The sequence below is a fragment of the Thalassospira sp. CH_XMU1448-2 genome, from assembly GCF_037027285.1.
GTDB lineage: Bacteria > Pseudomonadota > Alphaproteobacteria > Rhodospirillales > Thalassospiraceae > Thalassospira > Thalassospira profundimaris_C.
Map to the genome: position 1 here is coordinate 824,481 of NZ_JAYMEA010000001.1, position 18,254 is coordinate 842,734.

The 18,254-nt window shown below is 54.3% G+C and carries 15 protein-coding genes and 1 riboswitch; of the genes, 6 read left to right on the forward strand and 9 right to left on the reverse strand.

Annotated features, from left to right (window positions below; genetic code table 11):
* The first annotated feature begins 165 nt into the window (after positions 1 to 165).
* Positions 166 to 321: a hypothetical protein gene (locus WA318_RS03745; protein WP_181850146.1), complete on the forward strand. Its 156-nt coding sequence runs from the start codon at positions 166 to 168 to the stop codon at positions 319 to 321.
* A gap of 52 nt (positions 322 to 373) precedes the next feature.
* On the opposite strand, the gene meaB is transcribed toward WA318_RS03745, so the two are convergent.
* From meaB to WA318_RS03760, 3 genes are all read right to left on the reverse strand, one after another.
* Positions 374 to 1,438, reverse strand: coding sequence for a methylmalonyl Co-A mutase-associated GTPase MeaB (meaB, locus tag WA318_RS03750; RefSeq protein WP_336080037.1), 1,065 nt, complete (start codon positions 1,436 to 1,438; stop codon positions 374 to 376).
* A gap of 78 nt (positions 1,439 to 1,516) precedes the next feature.
* Positions 1,517 to 3,670, reverse strand: a complete 2,154-nt coding sequence (scpA, locus tag WA318_RS03755; protein WP_336080038.1) for a methylmalonyl-CoA mutase — start codon at positions 3,668 to 3,670, stop codon at positions 1,517 to 1,519.
* Positions 3,671 to 3,672: 2 nt separating this feature from the next.
* Complete coding sequence (locus tag WA318_RS03760; RefSeq protein WP_336080039.1) at positions 3,673 to 5,721, reverse strand: methylmalonyl-CoA mutase family protein; 2,049 nt, start codon at positions 5,719 to 5,721, stop codon at positions 3,673 to 3,675.
* Between the two features lie 149 nt (positions 5,722 to 5,870).
* A riboswitch (cobalamin riboswitch) is annotated at positions 5,871 to 5,978 on the reverse strand.
* A 322-nt stretch (positions 5,979 to 6,300) separates the two neighbouring features.
* On the opposite strand from WA318_RS03760, the gene WA318_RS03765 reads away from it, so the two are divergent.
* Positions 6,301 to 6,723: a response regulator gene (locus WA318_RS03765; protein WP_114096718.1), complete on the forward strand. Its 423-nt coding sequence runs from the start codon at positions 6,301 to 6,303 to the stop codon at positions 6,721 to 6,723.
* Between the two features lie 41 nt (positions 6,724 to 6,764).
* On the opposite strand, the gene phhA is transcribed toward WA318_RS03765, so the two are convergent.
* Entirely contained in the window at positions 6,765 to 7,670 is a 906-nt protein-coding gene (phhA, locus tag WA318_RS03770; protein ID WP_336080040.1) for a phenylalanine 4-monooxygenase, read from the reverse strand.
* A 139-nt stretch (positions 7,671 to 7,809) separates the two neighbouring features.
* Between phhA and WA318_RS03775 the strand changes: the two genes are divergently transcribed.
* The 3 genes from WA318_RS03775 (at position 7,810) to WA318_RS03785 (ending at position 9,755) form a co-directional block, all read left to right on the forward strand.
* Positions 7,810 to 8,289 carry an Lrp/AsnC family transcriptional regulator gene (locus tag WA318_RS03775; RefSeq protein WP_114096720.1) on the forward strand — a complete coding sequence of 160 codons (480 nt, stop codon included), beginning with the start codon at positions 7,810 to 7,812 and terminating at the stop codon, positions 8,287 to 8,289.
* A 110-nt stretch (positions 8,290 to 8,399) separates the two neighbouring features.
* A complete protein-coding gene (locus WA318_RS03780) occupies positions 8,400 to 9,410 on the forward strand; it encodes an asparaginase (RefSeq protein WP_336080041.1) in 1,011 nt (336 codons plus the stop codon).
* Between the two features lie 24 nt (positions 9,411 to 9,434).
* A complete protein-coding gene (locus WA318_RS03785) occupies positions 9,435 to 9,755 on the forward strand; it encodes a YnfA family protein (protein ID WP_114096722.1) in 321 nt (106 codons plus the stop codon).
* A 22-nt stretch (positions 9,756 to 9,777) separates the two neighbouring features.
* Here the strand turns inward: WA318_RS03785 and WA318_RS03790 are convergent, their stop codons facing one another.
* From WA318_RS03790 to WA318_RS03805, 4 genes are all read right to left on the reverse strand, one after another.
* The gene (locus WA318_RS03790) at positions 9,778 to 11,178 is read right to left on the reverse strand and encodes a two-component system sensor histidine kinase NtrB (protein WP_336080042.1); all 1,401 of its coding nucleotides are present in this window, start codon (positions 11,176 to 11,178) and stop codon (positions 9,778 to 9,780) included.
* A gap of 30 nt (positions 11,179 to 11,208) precedes the next feature.
* Entirely contained in the window at positions 11,209 to 12,399 is a 1,191-nt protein-coding gene (locus WA318_RS03795; RefSeq protein ID WP_258548596.1) for an HD domain-containing phosphohydrolase, read from the reverse strand.
* 14 nt (positions 12,400 to 12,413) lie between these two features.
* Complete coding sequence (locus WA318_RS03800; protein WP_336080043.1) at positions 12,414 to 13,637, reverse strand: response regulator; 1,224 nt, start codon at positions 13,635 to 13,637, stop codon at positions 12,414 to 12,416.
* Between the two features lie 139 nt (positions 13,638 to 13,776).
* Positions 13,777 to 15,000 carry a response regulator gene (locus tag WA318_RS03805; protein ID WP_114096725.1) on the reverse strand — a complete coding sequence of 408 codons (1,224 nt, stop codon included), beginning with the start codon at positions 14,998 to 15,000 and terminating at the stop codon, positions 13,777 to 13,779.
* Positions 15,001 to 15,508: 508 nt separating this feature from the next.
* On the opposite strand from WA318_RS03805, the gene WA318_RS03810 reads away from it, so the two are divergent.
* Complete coding sequence (locus WA318_RS03810) at positions 15,509 to 16,783, forward strand: pentapeptide repeat-containing protein (protein ID WP_114096727.1); 1,275 nt, start codon at positions 15,509 to 15,511, stop codon at positions 16,781 to 16,783.
* Between the two features lie 88 nt (positions 16,784 to 16,871).
* Here the strand turns inward: WA318_RS03810 and argJ are convergent, their stop codons facing one another.
* Positions 16,872 to 18,101, reverse strand: coding sequence for a bifunctional glutamate N-acetyltransferase/amino-acid acetyltransferase ArgJ (argJ, locus tag WA318_RS03815; RefSeq protein WP_336080044.1), 1,230 nt, complete (start codon positions 18,099 to 18,101; stop codon positions 16,872 to 16,874).
* Positions 18,102 to 18,254: the final 153 nt, after the last annotated feature.

Below are 18,254 nucleotides of genomic sequence, written 5' to 3' on the forward strand. Positions count from 1 at the left end.
AAAATGATCACAAGCGCAGGCATCAGGCTTGCGCCGGATTGATCTATGTCTTTGAAATGAAATCCCGGTTGGCACATGCTTGGTGCTATAATCAAAGCGTGTCAGCCCGACAAGATGCAAGTCAGCTTTTCGGGATGTGCCGAGAAGCCAGCAGGAGGATTGACTATGCTCTATATCGTTGAAAAAGCATTGGACGAACTTGAAGCAATGCCGCGTGAAAAACGCGAAGGTCTTGCTCACCTTGATCGCGAAATCAATGACGCGGTCGAAAAGCTTAAAATCCTCAAGGACAAGCTCAAGGAAGAAGCAGATCAGAAATAGCGCTGAGCTGCTGTCAGATTTTCAAAGGCCGTACAGGAAGTGGTGCGGCCTTTTATTTTGTCTGTGCGGGATTGGTTTTAATCAGGCCCAGCAATTCCTCGACCGCGGCGGTCGGATTGGTGGTACCGGCAAGGACGTCGGTTTCCAGTGCGGACAGGCGTGATGCAACGTCATCGCGGTGGGTAAAGGTTTCAAGCAACCGGTCGCGCAGCATCGTCCACATCCAGTCGCGCTGTTGACGGGCGCGCTTGGCAGCAAACTCGCCTTCCTTTTCCATCACCACGCGGTGCTGGTTGATCAGATCCCAGATATTATCAAGCCCGTCATTGATCAGGGCGGAAACCATCACTGATTGCGGACGCCAGTGTTTGCTGGTGGGCTGCAAAATTCGCAAAGCTGAGGAATACTCACGTTTCGCTTCGCGGGCCTTTGCCGGGTCTGCATCGGCCTTGTTAACCGCAATCAGATCGGCGATTTCAAGTACGCCTTTCTTGATGCCCTGCAGCTCATCCCCGGCACCGGGAAGCATCAGCACCAGAAAGAAATCGGTCATCTGCGCGACCATGGTTTCGCTTTGTCCGGCGCCCACGGTTTCGACCAGAACCACATCAAATCCGGCCGCCTCGCACAGAAGGATGGTTTCACGCGTCATGCGATTGACTCCGCCGAGATAGCCACTGCTGGGCGATGGGCGGATATAGGCATCGGGATCAATCGAAAGCTCGTTCATTCGGGTCTTGTCGCCGAGAATAGAGCCACCGGATCGTGCACTGGTCGGGTCAACTGCCAGAACCGCGACCTTTTTGCCCGCACGGGTCAGGTTCTTGCCAAAGGCCTCAATAAAGGTGGATTTGCCCACACCGGGAACACCCGTGATGCCAATGCGATGGGCGCCGCCGGTATGGGGCATCAAGCGGGCAAGAACCGCTTGGGCCTGTTCGAAATGGCCTGGGTTGCGGCTTTCGACCAGTGTGATCGCGCGCGAAAGGATAGTGCGATCACCGGCAAGGACACCATCCACCAGTTCATTGGTGGACAGAACGCGTCTGCGCACGGCCTTGCGCGGGCTGATATTGCCGCCCGTGCCTGCGGGTATGGTGCGCAGTGTTTCTTTCACCGATGCTTCCTTCATGAATGCCAAATCAATGCCATATACCCGTCAGGGTATGGGCAGATGCAGGAAGAAGCAACCAGATCAGGCTGCTTCCTCGCCCGCTTGGTTCAGCTTTTCTAGCAGGTCGCCAGCGGCTTCGGCAATGACGGTTCCGGGCGGGAAGATCGCCTCGGCACCGGCTTCATAAAGCTTGTCGAAATCCTGCGGCGGGATCACACCGCCAGCAACGATCATGATGTCGTCACGGCCCAGCTTGTCCAGTTCGGCGCGAAGCTGCGGGACAAGGGTCAGGTGGCCAGCGGCCAATGAACTTGCGCCAACGATATGGACGTCGTTTTCAACGGCCTGTTTGGCGGCTTCTTCCGGGGTCTGAAACAGTGGGCCGATATCCACATCAAAGCCAAGATCGGCAAAGGCCGTAGCGATGACTTTCTGGCCGCGGTCATGCCCGTCCTGTCCCATCTTGGCGATCAGGATGCGCGGACGGCGACCTTCATTGGCCTCAAATTCCGTGATCAGGCGATCAACCTTGGCCAGTGCTTCGTTATCAGCGCCGACTTCGGTTTTGTAAACGCCAGAGATCGAGCGAATAACCGCCTGATGACGGCCATAGACCTTTTCAAGCGCATCGGAAATCTCGCCCACAGTGCATTTTGCACGTGCGGCCTGAACGGCAAGTTCAAGCAGGTTGCCCGTGCCGCTATCTGCGGCATTGGTCAGTGCGGTCAGCGCATTTTCAACCACGCCATTGTCACGTTCAGCCCGCAGGCGTTCCAGTTTTGTGATCTGCTGGCGGCGGACTTCGGCGTTGTCGACCTGAAGCACGTCAACCGGGCGATCATCGGTCACACGGTATTTGTTCACACCAACCAGTGTCTGACGGCCGCTATCAATCCGGGCCTGTGTGCGGGCGGCGGCTTCTTCGATGCGCATTTTGGGAATGCCGGCTTCGATCGCCTTGGCCATGCCGCCCTGTTCCTCGACCTCGGCGATGTGGGCCCATGCCTTTTCCGCCAGATCGCGGGTCAGGCGTTCCACATAATATGAACCACCCCACGGATCGATAACATTGGTGGTGCCGCTTTCCTGTTGCAGGAACAGCTGGGTGTTACGCGCAATCCGGGCCGAGAAATCAGTCGGCAATGCCAGTGCCTCGTCCAGCGCATTGGTATGCAGCGACTGTGTATGGCCCTGTGTGGAGGCCATGGCTTCGACACAGGTGCGGATGACGTTGTTAAATACGTCTTGGGCGGTCAGAGACCAGCCAGAAGTCTGGCTATGGGTACGCAACGAAAGCGACTTGGGGTTTTGCGGATCGAACTGTTTGATCAGCTTGGCCCAGATCATGCGGGCTGCGCGCATCTTGGCGATTTCCATGAAGAAATTCATGCCAATCGCCCAGAAGAATGACAGGCGCGGCGCGAATTTATCAATCGGAAGACCGGCCGCCTGACCCGCGCGGGCATATTCGATGCCATCAGCCAGCGTATAGGCCAGTTCAAGATCAGCGGTCGCACCCGCTTCTTGCATGTGATAGCCGGAAATCGAGATCGAGTTGAATTTCGGCATGTTTTGCGAGGTAAAGGCAAAGATGTCCGAAATGATCCGCATCGATGGTTTCGGCGGATATATATAGGTGTTGCGCACCATGAATTCTTTGAGGATGTCGTTCTGGATGGTGCCAGAAAGCTGTTCGTGCTTCACACCCTGTTCTTCGGCAGCCGCAATATAAAGCGCCATCACCGGAAGAACCGCACCATTCATCGTCATGGAAACCGACATCTGATCAAGCGGGATGCCATCAAAAAGGGTGCGCATGTCATAGATGCTGTCAATCGCAACACCGGCCATTCCGACATCGCCGGTTACGCGGGGATGATCGCTGTCATAGCCGCGATGGGTGGCAAGGTCGAAGGCAATCGACAGGCCTTTTTGACCGGCGGCAAGGTTGCGGCGATAGAAGGCGTTGGATTCTTCGGCGGTCGAGAAACCGGCATACTGGCGGATGGTCCAGGGGCGCTGCACATACATGGTCGGATAGGGACCGCGCAAAAATGGCGGCATGCCCGGCATGGTGGCAAGATGATCAATGCCATCAAGATCCTTGGGGCCGTAAACCGGTTTGACGTCAATGCCTTCTGGCGTGGTCCAGGGGGCGGACTGGAACGGGTCCTTGGCCCCGGCAGATGCGCCGTCAAAAAGCGGAAGGTCGGAGAAATCAGGAATGCGGGACATGGTTATTTCTCCCCCCGTTTGCCAAGAAGGTGATCAAGGGCCGTGCCACAGATCGCCAGAACGTCTGCGCCAACATAGATGAATTCATCAATTCCGGCGGCTTCGTAATCCGCGCGCGCCTCGCCCGGATGACCGGCAAGATAGACATATGTTGCACCGGCCGATTTCAGGGCCCTGGCAACGGTACCGGCGATTTCGCCATATTGCAGATCCGATCCGCAGATCACGGCGATTTTTGCGCCACTATCGGCAAATGCACTTGCGGCGGCATCGGCGTCTTCAAAGCCGTTATTGGTGATGGCTTCGATCCCGCCTGCTTCAAAGAAGTTACGGGCAAAGGTTGCGCGTGCGGTGTGCTGGGCAACCTTGCCCAGATTGGCAAGGAAGACTTGCGGGAAGCTGCCTGATTTTGCCTTGTGCGCATCAGCACGTTTGCGCAGCGCTTCAAAACTTTCCGACAGACGATGAGGTGTCAGTGCCGCAACGCGCGCCGCGGCACTGGTGCCATAAAGGTCGGTAAAGATATGACCGATGGTCGCACCGGAACGGGCGGCCTCCATCATGGATGCAAGGTCTTTGCCAACCGTGCCGTCATATTTGGTCTGACGTGCCTTGGCCTCAGCACGGATGGTCTCAAGGTCGGGCAGATCACATTTGACCTTTGCTTCGGCGATGTTGGGGAATTCCGAAACGCCGGTCAACGGATCGCGTCTTGTTGCCAGACGTTTTTCGCGCGTTTGCCAGACAGTCTCGATTTCAGATTTCAGCGAACCGCTGGCAAGGGCCTTGATGATGCCACCGGCTGCTTCAAGCGACTGGAACTTGCCCCACGCCGTTTGTGCCAGTTCCTTGGTCAGATTTTCGATGAACCATGACCCGCCAGCCGGATCAATGACGCGGTGAACATTGCTTTCTTCCTGCAAGATCAGTTGGGTATTGCGCGCGATACGCCGTGCAAAACCATCGGGCAAACCGATCAGGTGGTCATAGGGCAGGCAGGTGACACTGTCCGCACCGCCAAGACCGGCAGCAAAGCTGGTGACGGTGGTGCGCAGCATATTGACCCAGGGATCCACCTTGCTAAGTGACATTTCGGCAGACACCGCGTTGATGGAAATCGTTGCGTCCTGTGCGCCGGAGGCAGAAAGCACGCGGCTCCACATCATGCGAAGCGCACGCAGTTTGGCAATCCCGGCAAAGAAGTCGGTTCCGATTGCGACATTAAAGACCATGGCACCGGCGGCCTGATCAACGGCCATACCGGCATCGGTCAGGGCACGCAGATATGTCACACCCGAGGCAAGCAAACATGCCAGCTCCTGACCATCGGTGGCACCTGCATTGTAATAGGGGGCACCATTGACCGAAATCGCGGTCGCCAGCGGGAAAAGATCAATCAGTTCGCAGGCAACAGACGCCGCATGACTGATGGCATCCTCTGCGTTGCAGGGCAGGGCGCCGGTTGCAGCAAGAGTACCAATCGGATCAATGTTAAAGGCCGGGGCTGCTTCATCCGCGCCCTCGGCATTGGCGATGTGGGCGGCCAGAAGGGCCGCAGCGGGGACGCCAGCCGCACCCGCATCAAGACCGATGGTCGCAAGATTGGTGTAAACGTCATCAAGGGTCAGTTGAAGGTCCGCCAGACAATGAATGGCAACCCCGTCAACGCCGACTTCACCCGACGAGATTTCGCGCCCCTGACGGGCAGCGGCATCAAGTTTGAGTGTGATGGAGGTCGCGCCATTTTCAAGATCTTCGAGAATGGCGGCATTGGTCAGTTTGGGGTCGGGATGGGCATGCAGTTGGCGGATATCCCAACCGGTCACCGTTTCGCGCGGCTCGACCGAGGCATTAAGAACTTCGTGGATCAGCCGGGTTGCATCATCCTGATCGTCATTGGTGTAGATCGGCTGTACGGCGAATCCGTCAAGCGTCTGGGTCACAAGCTTTTTCTCGAAGGGGGAACCTTTAAGGGCCTCTTCGGCAAGTTTGCGCCAGCTTGCGTAATCAGCAGATGGAAACTCGGATGCAAGTTTAAGCGGGTCGGACATGGTTTCTCCCGGCTTGGTTTCTTTCCGTCTGGTTGGCGTTATATGGGGATGACTGCCAGATGACGGAACGTTCCCAAATATTATTTTACTACGGATTCCCAGTACCCGGTACACCCCGCCCGGCCCATTTCAAACCAGGGAAACATTATCGGTATTCTGACTCGTGCAAAGGGCTGACCGCCTTGTGCACTTACAGTTGCGGGGGCAGTTCCGGGTTTGGCAATAACGCATTAACGTCTGGCCGCACCGGATTCCCGACGATATTTCCCGGTCACATTCGCGACAGGCCGGTTTATAGCATCTGACATTAATTCCGTAAATAGGCATGGAAATACCTATTTCGACTTAGATACCAGATCAAAGGTGATGTTTCCGTAACGTCATGTGTCAGAATTCATTCGATTTTTCCGCAGCGCACACCCTTTGCGGTGTCCTGTGCTGCCGCGACAAGGCGTCTTATACTTTGGCGGCACGATGCCTGATCGCAAAGCTATGTGGCAAAAAATCGGCAGGTTTAACCAATTTGACATTTTCATCTGTCAATTTGGGGCTGTCCCAAATCTCGGAGTATCGCCATCCATGAACGCGCTTAGCGCCATGCCGTCGCAAATTGGTCCTGATGGACTGGTTGCATTTGCTGACGACAGCCCCAGTGCCAAGGCCGCACTCGAAACAGTGTTGCGTCGGGCCGGATATGACGTGGCCGGTTTTGATTGTGCCGACGATCTGATCGATCAACTTGACGGGCTTTATCCCCGTGCCATCATTCTTGATATTGAAATGCCGGGCATGAGCGGCTTTGAGGCATTTTGCGAAATTCGTCGCCGTTACCCTGATGCGGTGAATGTGCCTGTATTCTTCTTTTCAGCCCATTATGACGCAGATACGCGCGCCCAGGCGGATGCATTGGGCGCGGCTGACTTCATCAGCAAGGATGCCAGCCCGACTGTAGTGCTTGAGCAGCTTAATCGGGTGCTGGGTCATTCCATGAGTGCTTGCTAGGCATCTGTCCGTTTAAATTGATCTGACCGCCACGCCCTGCCTTATGCAGGGCGTTGTTGTCTCCGGGGTTCCTGTTTGCGGGGGGCCTGCCCAAGTGCAATGATGCTGTCGGCATTGCCATGCACATGATAGAGCCGGTCGGTGGGCAGTGTTGTTGCCGGATCAATGGCGGGTTTATCGACCAGCCGTTCATAGACAGGTGCCATTGGGACTTTCATCGCATCAAACAGCTGATCGTAGCTTTCCAGAACGAAATAGGTTTTCTGGAAATCATCAATTGCATAGTCGGTCGCCATGACCCGTTCGAGATCAAAGGCCACGCGGTTGGGGGTCGGATCGGTGACGGAATAAATGGTCTCGGTCTGGGATGACAGCATCCCTGCGCCATAGGCCCGCAATCCATGATCGGTCATGATCAGGCCGAACTCGACCATGTACCAGTACATGCGCGCCAGGTTCTTAAGACCCCCCATGGCAATGGCCTCGGGGCCTTTTGCGCCATAAGCGGCCAGATAGTCGGCAAAGACCGGATCATATAGCATCGGTACATGACCAAAGAAGTCATGGAAGATGTCCGGCTCCACCAGATAGTCCATTTCTTCGGGTTTGCGCAGCCAGACCGTGACCGGAAAACGCCGGTTTGCAAGATGGTCAAAGAATACATCATCGGGAACAAGGCCCGGAACGGCGACCAGATGCCAACCGGTTGCGGCATGAAGCTGTTCGCTTACGCGGTTGAAATGCGGAATCTGATCGGCGGCATCCAGACGTGCGAGATTGCTGATATAGTCTTCTGCCGCATAGCCGGGCAGGATGCGTAACTGACGGGCATAAAGACGACGCCAAAGATCGTGTTCGGCTTCGGTATATGTGCCCCAGTCCTGCTGTATGGTGTAGTCATTATTGATGTGGCTGTAATCGCCACGAAGATTTTTTCCCTGATCCATGGCCGTCCTCATTCGGGTTTTTGCGCCGTTTATGAGAATCATTTTACATCAATTTTAATGTCATTTTATGGCCAATAGGGTGTTGATATGCGCTATGATCGTCATATCATGACCTGATTGATATGATTTGAGGTTTAAAATGACCGATGTTGTTTTGAATGCGACCGACATTCGCATCCTGCAAGCCCTGCAAAAGGATGCCGGGATCAGCAATGTGCAACTGGCCGAATTGGTCGGTATGTCGCCATCTCCGTGTTTGCGCCGTGTCAAACAGCTTGAGGCATCCGGGATTATCAAGGGGCAGGTCGCCCTTGTCGATCGCAAGAAATTGGGATTCGGTGTGCTGGCAACCATTCAGGTCCGTTTGCAAAGCCACACCGAAGCCGGTGCCGAGGATTTTGCCCGTGCGATGAATGATCTGCCCGAAGTTCTGTCCTGCTGGGCGATGACCGGACGGCAGGATTTTCTTCTTGTGGCGGTGGCGCGCGATATTGAAAGTTTCGGTGATTTCGTAACCCACAAGTTACTTTCAATGCCAAATGTGCGCGATGTTCAATCCAGTCTGGTTTTAAAGGAATACAAGAATCACACGGCTATTCCGATGCCCAAAGTGCCGTGATCCGTCGTATGGGCGCGGGTGCGTTTCCAGATGCCGGATTGGCGATGCTTGCTTTTGACCCCAAATTTCGGGCATAGGATGAACAGTCCCACATCTGCCGGAGCATCCCGATGACCCAGTCAATTGCTGCCAACCCGATCCTTGTCGAAGCCACCCGTGGCGAAATGGTCGAAAGTTTCCACCGCGGCCGTTATGTCGTGATGAAAGCGGACGGGACCGTGGTGGATCAGGGTGGGGATATTGATGCCCTGATGTATCCGCGATCTGCGATCAAACCGTTGCTGGCAATTCCGTTTGTTGAAAGCGGTGCGGTTGAGGCATTCGGGCTTGAAGACAAGCACGTTGCCTTGGCCTGCTCGTCCCATAACGGTGAAGAAGAACATGCGCAGACGGTCAAGGCCTGGCTTGAGAAATTGGGGCTTTCGGTCGATACGCTGGAATGCGCACCGCATTATTCGCTGAGTGCAGCGGCCGGGATCAAACAGGCATCGGATCACGTCACCCTGACCAAGGCGCACAACAACTGTTCTGGTAAACATTCGGGTTTCCTGAGCACCATTGTGCAGATGGGTGAGGACCCCAAAGGCTATATCGAGGAATCCCATCCGGCACAGCAGCGCCTGATCAGGGTGCTTGAGGAAATGGGGGATTGCGATCTGTCATCGACCCCGCGCGGTATTGATGGCTGTGGCATTCCGGTGATCGGGATGCGTTTGCGTGATCTTGGTCTTGCGATGGCACGCATGGCTGATCCGGCCGGACTTGATGAAAAACGCATTGCTGCAATCAAACGCATCCGCAAGGGATGTGCAAATGCCCCCTTCATGGTGGCGGGGACCGGCCGGTTCTGTACCGGTATCATGGAAGAATGCGGCGAGGATGCGCTGGTCAAGGTTGGTGCCGAAGGCGTTTATTGTGCGGCTTTCCCCAAACAGGGGCTGGGTGTTGCCCTTAAGATCGATGATGGTACCCAGCGCGGGGCCGAGGTTGCGATGGGGGCACTTTTGCGCAAACATGGCGTGATTGACGATGCCAAGGCAGAAATCCTTAAGAACTATCTGACACCTGTCCTGACCAACTGGGCGGGCAAATATGCCGGTGATTTGCGCCCGGCATTCTGATTTTCAGATCAAACAGGAAAATCAATGCACAGCATTGCGGCCTATATCTTTGCAGCCTTTGCGGAAATTGCCGGGTGCTTTGCCTTTTGGGCGTGGTTGCGATCCGGAAAGTCTGTCTGGTGGATTGTGCCCGGTATTGCGTCGCTTGTCGTCTTTGCCTGGCTTCTGACCCGGGTTGAGGCGGAGTTTGCCGGGCGGGCCTTTGCGGCCTATGGCGGCGTTTATATTACGGCGTCGGTCTTCTGGATGTGGGCGGTGGAACGGACCAGCCCGGACCGATGGGATGTGACGGGGCTTGTTGTCTGTTTGCTTGGTGCGGGAATTATCCTGTTTGCACCGCGCTAGGCGCCGGTTTCGGGGCTCGGCGCTATTCGGTTGCGGGTTTTCCGCTGCGATCTTCGGCCGGAAGCAGGACATGGAATGTTGTTCCTTTGCCCATTTCGGTTTCAAACCAGATGCGACCACCGTGACGTACGGTGACGATGTCGTGCGTGATCGACAATCCCTGTCCCGTGCCTTTGCCAACTTCCTTGGTGGTAAAGAACGGATTGAATATTTTGGATCTGTTTTCCTTTGAAATGCCGGTGCCATTATCAGAAATGCTGATCAGGATACTGTCATCAAGCGAGGTCGTTTTGACCGTAATGATGCCTTCTGACGGCTTGCGCCCGGCTTCCTGAATGGCTTGAACCGCATTGACGATCAGATTGAGAAAGACCTGGTTGACCTCGTTGATATAGCACGGGATATGAGGAATTTCGGGATCAAACTTCTCGATGACGTCGGCGTAATGCTTCCATTCGTTGCGCGAAATTACGATGACATTTGAAAGAACGCGATTGATGTCGGTTGTGGTTTTTTCGGTTCCGCCGGGGTGCGAGAACTCCTTCATCGACAAGACAATGCGTGCGACCTGATTAATGCCATCAAGGGATTGCTGTGTGGCATGGGGAATTTCTTCAAGCAGGAATTCCAGATCGGAATCACGCAATTGTCTGGCAAATTCCTCGAAGGTGTTGGCGGGCAGGCGGTCGCGGTTTTTCCACAATGTCTGCAAGGCCAGTCCCAGAACCCGCGACAAGGCACCGTAACTGTCATTAAGGAATTTCAGATTATCGCGGATATACTGGCTTGGCGTATTGATTTCATGGGCGATGCCGCCTGCAAGATGGCCAATCGCCTCAAGCTTGAGAGCTTCACGCAGATCTTCTTCAAGCTTCTTTTGGGATTCTTCGGCCTGCTTGCGCCGGGTGATGTCGCGGAAGATATAGAGATAGCTCATTTCCGAGCTGAAATTGGCCGGGCTTACGATGATTTCCATCGGGAAGCTGTCGCCATCAAGGCGCTGGGCCATGGTTTCGGTATAGTCATATTTCAGAACGCCGGAACTGATATTGATGCAGCGGTTCAGCAACCTGTGGCGGACCGTCATTTTGCGATCAATAAAGATCACATCGACCGATGTGCCGTGAAGTTCGTTGCCTTGCGCGCGCAGAATTTCTTCTGCGGATTTATTGAAATCCTGAATGATGCCAGTGGCATCAACGATCAGAATCCCTTCGACCACCGTGTCGAGAATGGTTTTCAGGCGCTGGGTGATTTCCTTTTTGCGGCGGCGCTGTTCGTTGAACAGGGTCATATACCGCTTTTGTATTTCGGCAGGGGCCTGAATTCTCAGGGCTTCTTCAAGCAGGCCATCATTTGTGACCACCTCGTCGCCGCCGCTGAGAATTTTGGGTGGTTCGATATTGCCCTGATCATCGGTCATGGTGTTTCTCATCGCGCATGTGCTGCAGGATCATTCTTCGGCACCTGTGCCGCCACCGCCACGACGAATGCGGATCGGTTCATGAAACTGGTGGAGCTTCTGGAAAACGCGCAGGCGCTGGAGTTGAACCTCGGAAACATAGTTTCCGTGCGTCAGTAAAACGTGACCGTCGCGGGTTTCGATGTCCGTCATCAGAAAATCCCCCATCCGAAGATGTTTGAGATAGATGTCGTGCTCTGTTCCTTCGGGGAAGGTGGATTGGTCGTAGGATGGATCGATATCGGCCAATGCCAGTTCGATTTTATCGAGCAATGCCAGATCATAGCGCTTGGGTTTCTGGCGTAATTCTTCGAAATGCTGTTGAACGACCAGATCACTTTCAACAATTTTGCCAAGATCATTCAAGATGCGCAGAATGCGGGACCCAAGCGGAATATCCTGTCCCTGGGGCCCGTCTGCGGGGAAGCCCGAACCGTCATAGTCGCGATATTGCAGATAGACGATCTGTGCGACCTGTTCCAGACGGGGGATATGGGAAATCAGGTTGCGGGCAACTTCCGGGGTTCGGCGAACGACGTCGCGTTCAAGGGGTTGAAGTGCCTTGTCCTCGCCAAGGCGTGCGAGAATATCAGGCGGCAGCGAAACATAACCAATCGGGGCAAGCAGGGCGGCCAACCCCAATTCCCACGGATGGGGATAACCGATCGGCCCGGCAATTCTGTCACACCATCTTTTGGCGCGCATGGCCTTGCCAAAGATTGTGGGATTAAGCTGTGCCAGAACTTCGGTCAGGACCTTGACGCTGCCGGCAAGGGTTTGTTCGATCAGGGCCTTTTCAGCGGTGATCAATTGATATTGCCGTAACCCGGCGCTCACACCGGTAATCAGTTCGTCATCTTCACAGGGTTTGTTGAAGAAACGGAATATGCGGCCCTGATTGATGGCTTCAACAGCGGTTTTCTGATCGGCATTGCCAGTCAGCATCATACCGACGGTATCGGGGCTCAGTTTTGCGACCTCGGCCAATAATTGCACACCGTCCATTTCCGGCATGCGCATGTCGGCCACACAAACAGCATACCGGGCGCCGTCCTTGATCTTGGCGATGGCTTCAAGGGGGCCGATGGCCGTGTCAAAATTGAACTTGCCGCGTAACCTGCGCTTCAAACCCATCAGCAAGTTTTCATCATCATCGACGAAAAGGACAACGGGATCTTCCATGATGTCTGCCTCCCCTATTTCGCAAGTTCGCAGTACTTTTGCTCGACCTTTAGCGCGGTTTCGCGCCATGCGGGCAGGCGGTCGGCCTTGCCCAGACGGTCAAGATATTCAAGGTCGATCCGGCTTTCGGGGGCCTTGCCGGTTCTGAGTTCGACGGCGACCTCGCGGGCAAGATGTTGCGCAACATAGATTGTCGTCAGCGCGTTCATTTCACGGTGCGGGGTGTCTTGCGGGCGATGGTGATAAGCCACGGTCTGAACCATTGCACTGGGGAACCCCCACAGGCCAAGAAGATAGGCTCCGATTTCAGGGTGTGCGGCACCAAACTGCTCATATTCAGCGACATAGATCGGGATATCTTCGGTTTCGACACGCTTGATGACTTCGGTCATTTCGCGCGCGCGAAACGCATAAAGGATCAGGCTGCCGGTATGGCTTAGCATGCCGATGGCGGCCATCACGCTGATGATTTCGCGATCAAGTTTTTCCTGCTCGGCGATCAATGTGGCCAGAACGCCAAGTTGCTGACTGCGCTGGCACAGTTGCATCATCCGCGTTGCATCGCTTTTCGGGCCATCATAGCTGCGAAACAGGCCGGTAAAAAGTGCCAGGGCCTTGAGTGTGTCAATCCCGATCATGCGGATTGCCTGCGAAACCGACGTGATATTCTGACGAATGGCAAAATAGGCCGAATTGGTGAGTTTCAGGACCTCGGCTGTCAGTGCGATATCGGAGGAAACAATCGATGTCAGGGTGTCATTGCTGACAAGCGGGTCTTCAAGTGCGCGCACCAGATTGCTGTATGTCGTTGGCGGGGAAGCAAGTGTATCAATCCCCCCAACCAGCGCGCGCAAATCCGGATTGGTCAGCAAGTTGCGTAAATCCAGCGCATTGTCGATGGTTTCAAGCAGCAGACGGTCGTCGCACGGTTTCGCCAGATACTGGTGAGCAGGGCCGACAGTGCGCAGGATGGCTTCCTGTTCGCTAAAGCCGGAAAGAATTATCCGTGCTGTATGGGGATGCTTTTTCTGCATCACGGTCAGGAGTTCTGCACCGTCTGTTCCGGGCATACGCATATCCGAAATGACAACATCAGGTTCCATTTCATCGGCTTGTGCAATTGCACTTTCTGCGTTCTGGGCAAAGGTCAACTTCCAGTCCGGCCGAATTGAATGAAGCCGACGGCGCAAGCCTTCCAGAATGTTTGTTTCATCATCAACAAAAAGGATGATGCTCATGATATGCCTCTTATGCGTGTTCCATGAATGATAGATGGGGTGAAATCTACCCAAATCATAGTCCGCATATGAGGAGGGTCTTCGGCATTTACATGGAATCCCCAGAAAACAGGACGCAACCGTAGGGTGAATTTATTTTCTAGTTGTTGGTCAGTTCACTATATTTCAGGGACACAATACGGGCGATATTTTTCCATTCTTCGAGACGGTCTGCCTTGCCGATAAGGGAAAGATAGTCCATGTCGATGAGGTTTTCGACAGCACGCCCCTTGTCCTGATCGGCGATCTCACGTGCCAGATGTTGCGCGACATAGATTGATGTCAGTGCATTCATCTCCTTGTGTGGGAGATCCATCGGTCGATGATGATAAGCAACAGCCTGAACGACCGGTGCAGGAAAACCCCAAAGACCAAGAAGGTAAGCTCCGATTTCGGCGTGTCCGGCACCGAATTGCTCAGTTTCGGCCTGATCAATGGAAATGCCTTCGGCCTCGACCCGTTTGGTGACGGCATCCATTTCATTTGCCCGGTTCGTATACAAGATCAGGGTGCCAATGTGGCTTAGCATCCCGATACTTGGAACGGCATGGCAAATTTCGCGGGGAAGTTTTTCATATTCGGCAATCAGGGCGGCAGTGACGCCTATTTGCTGGCTGCGATGGCACAGGCGTTTCAGGTTGGCTGCCTGACCGGGCGGGCCATCAAAACCGCGATAGAGACCGACAAACAGTGCAAGCGCCTTGAGCGTTTCCATGCCCAGCATACGGACAGCGTGGGAAACAGAAGCAACATTCTGGGTCACGGCGAAGTAGGACGAATTGGTCAGTTTGAGAACTTCCGTCGTCAGTGCGATATCGGATTCAACGATCTTTGAAATGCTTTCAAGGGAATAATCCGGATTGGAAAATGCACTTTCGAGCCGGATATAGGTGTCGGGCGGTGATGCCAGACTTTTGGATTCCGCAACCAGTGTCCTGAGCTCCGGACTTTGAAGCAGCTGGCGCAGACCAAGTGCGTTTTCAATGCTTTCAATCAGGCTTTCATTGTCACAGGGCTTGCTGAGGAACTGATGCGCCGGACCAATGGTTCGCAGGTAGGACGCGTTGTCGGCATGTCCCGTCAGAATGATCCGGACGGCATCAGGATGGGTATCCTGAAGCTTTTCCAGAAGCGTAATTCCGTCCATTTCCGGCATCTGTATGTCGGAAACGATAACGTCAAAATTCCGGTCTTTGGCAAGAGACAGGGCTTCTGCACCGCTTGCAGCGAAATGCAAATCCCAATCCGGTCGCGCACTGCGCAGCCGACGTCTGAGTGCGCTCAGGATGTTTGCGTCGTCATCGACAAAAAGGATCTGATGCATGCGGCCAATTCATATCATTTGCTGTCTTGCAGATGGGCGCTTTTGCCGCTCAGAACAAGATTACGGCTGCAATTCAAAGGAAGCAGAGAAGAAAAACCGTGTGCAAACGGTCTGTTTGCGGCAATGCGGGATGATCAATGCGATGCCAAAGGGCAGAAAACAGGGATGTCTGGCAGGCTGATCTGACCACAGCAGATTTTTCGCATGCCGGTCTTTGGAGCTCTGATTTGAGTGAACCCGGTTCAAAGGGGCCAGCGGAAACCGTGTTGGACGAAGTTGATCTGACTGAGGCCGGAATTAAGGGCGCCCCGCCCAACGGTTCCTGATCAGATATCGAAACCTGCCAAAGGCTCCTGACCATCAGGGGGGGATGCAAAATCCAATATCCTTCGCTAGAACGACTTTAAGTATTAGCGCCATGCGATTTGCGTTGCGTTGGGATCAGTTGTTGAAGTTTATTAGAAAGATACAAAGCAATGTGATCTCGCTAAGGGGGAATATCGGTCACATGACAGAACGTGCCGAGCTGATTAATGCGATCAAGTTGCATCAGCTTTATCTGAACCAAAAGCCGGGCGGTCAGCGCATGCAAGTGCGTAACGGCAATTTGTCCCGCATCAAAATGAGCAAAATCAGTTTGCAGGAGGCCGTTCTTCCGGGGGCGAACTTCATCCAGGCGACCGCACATAATGTCTGTTTTGATTATTGTGATCTGTTTGGCTCCAACTTTGTCGAAGCCGATCTGGAAGGATCAAGTTTCCTGCGTGCCGATCTGCGCGGTGCAAACATGGCGCGGGCCAAACTGCGCAATGCCAATCTGACCGGTATTGATCTGCGGGCCGGCATTATGGTGGTCATTGAAGGTTCCCAGGAACGTCCGGTCAAACGGACGACCGATATGACCAACGCGGACCTTGAAGGTGCCATGATGTGGGGGGCCAATCTTTCAGGCACAAACATGTCGGGATCACGGCTTGCACATACTGATATGAGTGATGCCAACATGTTTGCGGTCAACCTTGAAGGGGCCGACCTGACGGGCTGTAACCTTAACGGGGCAAAGCTGCGTAATGCGAACCTCAAAGGGGCCAAGCTCAAAGGGTGCGAGCTTGTCGGTGCCGATCTGAGCGGTGCGAACCTGCGCAATGTGGATATGACCGGTGTTGACCTTAGTCAGGCCAATACATCCTATTCGATTGGTGGGGGCACTCCGACAGCGCCTTTGGCCGACGATATTCGTGATCTGGTAAATGGTCATAGTGAATGGCTTGCCACCGGTGGCAAAAGCGGTGAACCCATGATCGCGATTGGCCGTGATCTGACCGGTCTGGATTTTTCAGGGCTGGATTTGTCGGGTGCGTGTTTTGACAAATGCATTCTGCGTGGCGCCCTGTTCGTTGATACGATCCTGGCGATGTGTTCGATGCGCGATGCAAACATGCAAAAGGTCCGTATGAATGGTGCGGCTCTGGATGGTGTTCGTATGACCAATTCCGACTGTACGGAAGCCGTATTTCAGGGCGTGAAATTTGGCGGTGTTGATCAGCGCGATAAAAAGGGGGCCAAGACCGGAACTGTTTGGCGCGCGGATTTGACCAACACGATCTTTGAGCAGGCGGATCTGCGGAACTCGGTCTTTGAGGAAGCCCAAATGAAGGGCGCGAACCTTACCAAGGCCAATGTCGCCGGTGTTGCCTTTGGTGATACCGATCTGAGCGAGGTTGAGCTTGAAGGTGCGAATGTGGGACTGGTTCTGAACGGAAATATTCCCCGCCGGAAGTGATTGTCGGGACAACCAGCAATGCCTCAAGACGCAAAACGCCGCCCGGATTTGGGGCGGCGTTCTGGTTTCTGTTCCGGACTTCCTTTGATCAGCTGCGGTAATCCGCGTTGATCGAAATATAGCCATGGGTCAAATCACAGGTCCATACAGTGGCCGCCCCATCGCCAAAGCCAAGATCAGCTTCGATATCGATATACTGGCCTTTGATATGGGCTTCGACCGGGCCTTCGTCATAATCGGCAACGCGTTCACCATTTTTGGCAAGTGCAATGCCACCGATGGAAATGGTCAGCTTGTTCGGGTCGGCCGTTACGCCGCATTTGCCAACGGCCATAACGATACGACCCCAGTTGGCGTCTTCACCCGCGATGGCTGTTTTGACCAGCGGCGAGTTGGCAATCGCCTTGGCGGCAATCTTGGCTTCTTTTTCGTTTACGGCACCGGTGACATTGACGGTGATGAATTTGGTCGCGCCTTCACCATCCCGAACGATCTGATGGGCAAGGTCGCGCAACACACCTTCAAGCGCGTTCTTGAATTCGACAATTGCCGGATCATTTGCATCAGATACCGACCCGTTCCCGGCCTTGCCGGTTGCAGCAAGCAACAGGGTGTCCGAGGTCGAGGTGTCGCTATCAACCGTGATTGCGTTGAAGCTGCGATTATTGCAATCAGACAGCAGCGCCTGAAGAACGCTGTGCGGCAGGGCGGCATCGGTGAAAACAAAGCTCAGCATGGTCGCCATGTTCGGTTCAATCATGCCCGAACCCTTGGCAATACCGGCGATGGTGACTTTGGTGCCATTGATCATTGCGGTTGCAGACGCACCTTTGGGGAAGGTGTCAGTGGTCATGATCGCCTTGGCCGCATCAAGCCAGCTCGCATCATTTGCCAGAAGATCATCCATCGCATCGGTGATACGCGTGGCTGTCGTCGGTTCACCAATCACACCGGTCGATGCGGTAAAGATTTCGTTCTTTGCACAATCAAGCGCCCTGGATGCACATTCAACCTTGTCAGCGACGAACTTTTCGCCTGCCTTGCCAGTAAAGGCGACCGAGTTGCCCGCATTGACAAAGAATGCACGCGCGGTTCCGCCCTTAAGTGCTTCACGTCCCCATCGCACAGCCGCAGATGCGGTGGTCGATGTGGTGAAAACACCTGCAACCTGGGTGCCGGTTTCAAGTTCTGCGAACAGAACATCCGGGCGGCCCTTGTAACGAATGCCAAGTGTTGCAGTGTGCAATTTGACACCGGCAATGGCGGGAAGTTCGGGGAATGCTGCGGGGGCAAGCGGTGAAAGCGAAGTCGCAACCATCAGTGCAAGTTCCTTAAATGGACGAGTTTGTTTCATCCTGCCGCAATGGTGACGAAAAGCAAGCAGCAGAATGCATTAATGCCGATTAGTATCGGTAACGCAAACGGGGTGAAGCCATTGGCCACACCCCGTTTGGTTCATGTGAATTGCAGA

Bases quoted from the DNA above. Each gene is read 5' to 3' on its own strand.
- WA318_RS03800 (WP_336080043.1), bottom strand. From the start codon at position 13,637: ATGAGCATCATCCTTTTTGTTGATGATGAAACAAACATTCTGGAAGGC.
- WA318_RS03775 (WP_114096720.1), top strand. From the start codon at position 7,810: ATGACCGATGTTGTTTTGAATGCGACCGACATTCGCATCCTGCAAGCC.
- WA318_RS03765 (WP_114096718.1), top strand. From the start codon at position 6,301: ATGAACGCGCTTAGCGCCATGCCGTCGCAAATTGGTCCTGATGGACTG.
- WA318_RS03745 (WP_181850146.1), top strand. From the start codon at position 166: ATGCTCTATATCGTTGAAAAAGCATTGGACGAACTTGAAGCAATGCCG.
- WA318_RS03780 (WP_336080041.1), top strand. From the start codon at position 8,400: ATGACCCAGTCAATTGCTGCCAACCCGATCCTTGTCGAAGCCACCCGT.
- WA318_RS03795 (WP_258548596.1), bottom strand. From the start codon at position 12,399: ATGGAAGATCCCGTTGTCCTTTTCGTCGATGATGATGAAAACTTGCTG.
- WA318_RS03810 (WP_114096727.1), top strand. From the start codon at position 15,509: ATGACAGAACGTGCCGAGCTGATTAATGCGATCAAGTTGCATCAGCTT.
- WA318_RS03790 (WP_336080042.1), bottom strand. From the start codon at position 11,178: ATGACCGATGATCAGGGCAATATCGAACCACCCAAAATTCTCAGCGGC.
- phhA (WP_336080040.1), bottom strand. From the start codon at position 7,670: ATGGATCAGGGAAAAAATCTTCGTGGCGATTACAGCCACATCAATAAT.
- WA318_RS03805 (WP_114096725.1), bottom strand. From the start codon at position 15,000: ATGCATCAGATCCTTTTTGTCGATGACGACGCAAACATCCTGAGCGCA.
- WA318_RS03785 (WP_114096722.1), top strand. From the start codon at position 9,435: ATGCACAGCATTGCGGCCTATATCTTTGCAGCCTTTGCGGAAATTGCC.
- argJ (WP_336080044.1), bottom strand. From the start codon at position 18,101: ATGGTTGCGACTTCGCTTTCACCGCTTGCCCCCGCAGCATTCCCCGAA.
- WA318_RS03760 (WP_336080039.1), bottom strand. From the start codon at position 5,721: ATGTCCGACCCGCTTAAACTTGCATCCGAGTTTCCATCTGCTGATTAC.
- scpA (WP_336080038.1), bottom strand. From the start codon at position 3,670: ATGTCCCGCATTCCTGATTTCTCCGACCTTCCGCTTTTTGACGGCGCA.